At 68.5% G+C, this 5,427-nt stretch carries 4 protein-coding genes; 2 read left to right on the top strand and 2 right to left on the bottom strand.

The genetic code is table 11. From position 1 onward, the window contains the following. The coding region (locus AD428_RS22075) for a glutathione S-transferase N-terminal domain-containing protein (RefSeq protein WP_200908082.1) at positions 1–266 on the bottom strand (266 nt) is incomplete at its 3' end. A 23-nt stretch (positions 267–289) separates the two neighbouring features. Continuing rightward, on the bottom strand, positions 290–3,145 hold the full coding sequence (gene uvrA / locus AD428_RS22070) for an excinuclease ABC subunit UvrA (RefSeq protein WP_053244668.1): 2,856 nt from the start codon (positions 3,143–3,145) through the stop codon (positions 290–292). A 189-nt stretch (positions 3,146–3,334) separates the two neighbouring features. Between uvrA and AD428_RS22065 the strand changes: the two genes are divergently transcribed. Both AD428_RS22065 and ssb read left to right on the top strand, forming a co-directional pair. Next, entirely contained in the window at positions 3,335–4,519 is a 1,185-nt protein-coding gene (locus AD428_RS22065; RefSeq protein ID WP_053246598.1) for an MFS transporter, read from the top strand. Positions 4,520–4,801: 282 nt separating this feature from the next. Next, positions 4,802–5,305, top strand: a complete 504-nt coding sequence (ssb, locus tag AD428_RS22060) for a single-stranded DNA-binding protein (protein WP_053246597.1) — start codon at positions 4,802–4,804, stop codon at positions 5,303–5,305. The last annotated feature ends 122 nt before the right edge of the window (positions 5,306–5,427 follow it).

The following is a 5,427-nucleotide window of genomic DNA, read 5'->3' as shown; positions in this document are numbered from 1 at the left end:
CGCGCGTCCCGCGGCCAGAGGCCGGCCTGCGGATGGCGCTCGGCGGCATACTCGCAAATGGCCAGCGAATCCCAGACCGCGAAATCGTCGTCGAGCAGCACCGGCACCAGCCCCGCCGGCGAGAGCGCGCCGAGGCGGCGGGAGAATTCCTCGGTGAAGAAGCCCAGCTTTTCTTCCCGGAACGGGATGCCGGCGGCCCGCAGCGCGAGCCAGGCGCGCAGCGACCAGGACGAGTAATTCTTGTTGCCGATGATGAGGGTGTACATGACGCAGCCTCCCGGGCGTGGCCCTATGTGGCGTTCGATCGTTTCAGCAGTTTGGCGAGGTAGTGGCCGGTGTGGCTGGCTTCGCAGGCCGCCACGTCTTCGGGCGTGCCCTGCGCCACCACCCGGCCCCCGCCGTCGCCGCCTTCCGGGCCCATGTCGATGAGCCAGTCGGCGGTCTTGATGACGTCCAGGTTGTGCTCGATGATGAGCACGGTGTTGCCGCTGTCCACCAGCTGGTTGAGCACCTGCAGCAGCAGTTCGATGTCGCGGAAGTGCAGGCCCGTGGTGGGTTCGTCCAGGATGTACAGGGTGCGCCCGGTGCTGCGCCGGGAAAGCTCCTGCGACAGCTTTACGCGCTGGGCCTCGCCGCCCGACAGCGTGGTGGCGCTCTGGCCCAGCCGGATGTACGACAGCCCCACGTCGATGAGCGTGTGCAGCTTGCGCGCGATGGCGGGCACGGACTCGAAGTATTCCAGCGCCTGCTCCACCGTGAGGTCCAGCACCTCGCTGATGTTGCGGCCGCGGTAGCGGATCTCGAGCGTTTCGCGGTTGTAGCGCTTGCCGTGGCAGACGTCGCAGGGCACGTACATGTCGGGCAGGAAGTGCATTTCCACCTTGACCACGCCGTCGCCCTGGCAGGCCTCGCAGCGCCCGCCCTTGACGTTGAAGCTGAAGCGGCCCGGATCGTAGCCGCGGCTGCGGGCCTCCGGCACGCCGGCGAACAGTTCGCGGATGGGCGTGAAGAGGCCCGTGTACGTGGCCGGGTTGCTGCGCGGGGTGCGCCCGATGGGGCTCTGGTCCACGCTGATGATCTTGTCGAAATTCTCCAGCCCCTGCATGGCCGTATAGGGCGCGGGCTCGCTTTGCGCATGATGAAGCTGGCGGGCCACCGCGATCGCGAGCGTGTCGTTGACCAGGGTGGACTTGCCCGAGCCGGACACGCCGGTCACGCACACCAGCCGGCCGGCCGGGATGCGCAGGTCGACGTTCTTGAGGTTGTTGCCGCTGGCGCCCGTGAGGACCAGCCATGGCATGTCGTCGGTGACGGGGCGGCGCGCCGGGATGGCGATGGCGCGCTGGCCGCTCAGGTACTGTCCGGTGAGCGAGGCGGGATCGCGTTGCACGTCCTCGGGGCTGCCCTGGGCCACGACCTGGCCGCCGTGTTCGCCGGCGCCCGGGCCCATGTCGATCACCCAGTCGGCCATGCGGATCATGTCTTCGTCGTGCTCGACCACGATGACGCTGTTGCCGAGGTCGCGCAGGTGCTGCAGCGTGCCGATGAGGCGGTCGTTGTCGCGCTGGTGCAGGCCGATGGAGGGCTCGTCCAGCACGTACATCACGCCCGTCAGCCCCGAGCCGATCTGGCTGGCGAGCCGGATGCGCTGCGCTTCGCCGCCGGAGATGGTGTCGGCGCTGCGGTCCAGTGACAGGTAATTCAACCCGACGTTGTTCAGGAAACTCAGCCGCGCCTCGATCTCGCGCACGATGCGCTGGGCGATTTCCTGCTTGGCGCCGCTCAGGCTCAGCGCGCGGAACCACTCCAGGCAGGTCGACAGCGGCATGGCCTCGACTTCGTAAATGGCCTGGCCGCGCCGCTCGCCGCCGCGCGGCTCCTGGCCGATCAGCACGTTGCGGGCCTCGGCGCGCAGGCGCGAGCCGCCGCACTCCGGGCAGACCTTGATGTTGCGGTACTTGCCCAGCTCTTCGCGCACCGTGGCCGAGTCGGTCTCGCGCCAGCGCCGCTCCAGGTTGGGAATCACGCCTTCGAAAATGTGGCGCTTGACGGTGCTGCGGCCTTTTTCGTTGAGGTAGAGGAAGGAGATTTCCTCGTCGCCCGATCCGTAGAGCACCTTGTCGCGGAGCGCCTCGGGCAGCTCTTCGAACGGCTGCTCGATGTCGAATTCGTAGTGGGCGGCCAGGCTGGTGAGCAGCGAATGCGTGAAGGCATTGCGGCGGTCCCAGCCCCGGATCGCGCCGGCCGCCAGGCTGAGCTCCGGAAACGCCACCACCCGTTTCGGGTCGAAGAACCCCACGTGCCCGATGCCGTCGCAGCTCGGGCAGGCGCCCATGGGATTGTTGAAGCTGAACAGGCGCGGTTCCAGTTCGGGCAGGCTGTGGCTGCATACGGGGCAGGCGTAGCGGCTGGAGAACACCTGTTCGCGCCCGCTGTCCATGTCCAGCGCCAGCGCCCGGCCTTCGGCGAGCTGCAGCGCGGTTTCGAAGCTCTCGGCCAGGCGCTGCTTGCTTTCCGGCTTGATGCGCAGGCGGTCGATCACCACGTCGATGTCGTGCTTTTCCGTCTTCTTGAGCGGGGCCATGCCGTCGATTTCCTGCATCTGGCCGTCCACGCGCAGGCGCACGTAGCCCTGCGCCTGCAGGCTGGCGCATTCGTCCTCGAAGCTGCCCTTCTTGCCGCGCGCGATAGGCGCCAGCACCGCCAGGCGCGTCTCGGCGGGCCAGGCCAGCACCGCGTCCACCATCTGGCTCACACTCTGGGCCTGCAGCGGCAGACCGTGATCCGGGCAGTAAGGCGTGCCCACGCGCGCGTACAGCAGGCGCAGGTAATCGTGGATTTCAGTGATGGTGCCCACGGTAGAGCGCGGATTGTGCCCCGCCGCCTTCTGCTCGATGGAGATCGCGGGAGAGAGCCCCTCGATGAGATCCACGTCCGGCTTGTCCATCAGCTGCAGGAACTGCCGCGCGTAGGCCGACAGGCTTTCCACGTAGCGCCGCTGCCCTTCCGCGTACAGCGTGTCGAAGGCCAGCGACGACTTTCCCGAGCCGGACAGGCCGGTTACCACTACGAGCTTGTGGCGCGGGAGGTCCAGGGAAACGTTCTTCAGGTTGTGGGTGCGCGCACCCCGAATGCGTATGGTCACGGTATGGTCACGCCAAGCGGGCTCTTTTCAGGCGTTTCAAAGGCCAACTTGGTACTATAGCGCGCCGAATCCCCCCGCGTTGGACCGCCGTCCTGGCGGTGCGCAGCGCGGCGCGGCGCCGAGCCGCGCAATCAGATCACGCGCGCGTCCGTTGCCGGATGCGCGGCTTTCGACATGGTGACCCCCCGCATGCCGGCAGAACCGAAACTCAAGCTGACCCCCTCCGAACGCCGTGCCAGCGTGGCGCTGTCCGGCCTGTTCGCCGCGCGGATGCTGGGCCTGTTCCTGCTGCTGCCGGTTTTTGCCGTGGCCGCGCGCGGCCTGCCCGGCGGCGAGGATCCGGCCCGCGTCGGCCTGGCGCTGGGCATGTACGGCCTCACGCAGGCCTTCATGCAGATTCCGTTCGGGCTGGCCTCCGACCGCTGGGGGCGCCGGCCGGTCGTGGTGTTCGGGCTGCTGCTCTTCGTCATAGGCAGCGTGGTCTGCGCGCGCGCCCCGGACGTATTCTGGATCACCATCGGCCGCGCCATCCAGGGAGCGGGCGCCATCTCCGCCGCCGTCACGGCCTGGCTGGCCGACGCCACCCGCAGCGAAGTGCGCACCCGCGCCATGGCCATGGTGGGCGGTTCGATCGGCCTGTCGTTCGCGGCGTCGCTCGTGCTTTCGCCCGTGCTGGTCGGGTGGTGGGGGCTTTCCGGGCTGTTCTGGACCATCGCCTGCCTGGGCGTGATCTGCGTGGCCGTGGCCGGCTGGGTCGTGCCCGCGGCGCCCCGCACCGACGCCCGCAGCCTGCAGGGCGTGCGTCCGCGCGAAGTGCTGGCCCACCGCGACCTGCTGCGCCTGAACTTCGGCGTCTTCGCGCTGCACCTGATCCAGGTGTCGCTCTTCGTGGTCGTGCCCGCGCTGCTTGCGCGCACAGGCGCGCTGGACGCCCGCGATCTGTGGAAGGTCTACCTGCCCGTTATTCTGGTGTCATTCGTGCTGATGGTGCCGGCGGTTTTCATGGCGGAAAGGCGGCGCGCGCACCGCGGCGCCCTGCGGGCTTCCGTGGCCTGGCTGGTGGCGGTCTGTGCGCTGCTGCCCGCGGCCAGCCAGGGCTTCTACACGCTGGCCATCGCGCTGACCGCCTTCTTCGCGGCCTTCAACGTGCTGGAGGCGCTCCAGCCTTCGCTGGTGTCGCGCGTGGCGCCGCCGGCCTACAAGGGGCTGGCCCTGGGGTTCTACAACACCGCCCAGGCGGCCGGCCTGTTCACGGGCGGGGCGCTGGGCGGCTGGCTCGCCTCCCATGCCGGCGCCAATGCGGTATTCGCCGGCGCGGCGGCGTTGGCCGCGCTATGGCTGGCCGTGACCTGGGCGCTGCGGCCCCTGTCCTGAGCGGCCGCCGCCCGGAAAGCGTGCGGTTTCCGGCGGAATCGCCCCCAGATGCGGCGAAAAGCCGGCAATATGCGGGACGCTTTTGTCACCAATGGCGTTGGCGCGCGGCCGGCTTTTCGTCGATAATACGAACCATACTGCGGTTTCATACAGGCTCGCCGGTCATCGTCATGGTGACCGGCGAGTTTCATGAGGCCCGTCTTCAACAACGCTTTGACGTTGTTGCCGGCATGCCCGCGGCAACGCGCAGGCGAGGCCGTCAACGACAGAGGGACATCGGCAATGGCATCGGTTAACAAAGTCATCCTCGTGGGCAATCTGGGCCGCGACCCGGAAATCCGCTACAGCCCCGACGGGGCCGCAATCTGCAACATGTCCGTCGCCACCACTTCCCAATGGAAGGACAAGGCCACGGGCGAGCGCCGCGAAGAAACCGAATGGCATCGCGTCGTCATGTACAACCGCCTGGCCGAAATCGCCGGCGAATACCTGAAGAAGGGCCGGTCGGTCTACATCGAAGGCCGCCTCAAAACGCGCAAGTGGCAGGATAAGGACACCGGCGCCGACCGCTACAGCACCGAAATCGTGGCTGACCAGATGCAGATGCTGGGCGGGCGCGACAGCGGCGGCGAAGGCGGCGGTTATGGCGGCGGCTACGACGACGCCCCGCGCCAGCAGCGCGCCCCGGCCCAGCGTCCCGCGCCCCAGCAACGCCCCGCCCCGCAGGCCGCTCCGGCCAGCAGCGGCGCGAATCTCGCCGACATGGACGACGATATTCCGTTCTAACCGTTCTGGCGCTTCGCGCAGCAATAGCAAGCAGGCCTTGCCGCAACGTGCGGCAAGGCCTTTTTTCTTTGCGGCGCGCGGCGTCCCGGTCCGCTACGCGCCGCGCGCAGCCCGTGGCCGAC

This window comes from Achromobacter sp. DMS1, assembly GCF_001270295.1.
This window is presented reverse-complemented; position numbering and strand designations above follow the sequence as displayed.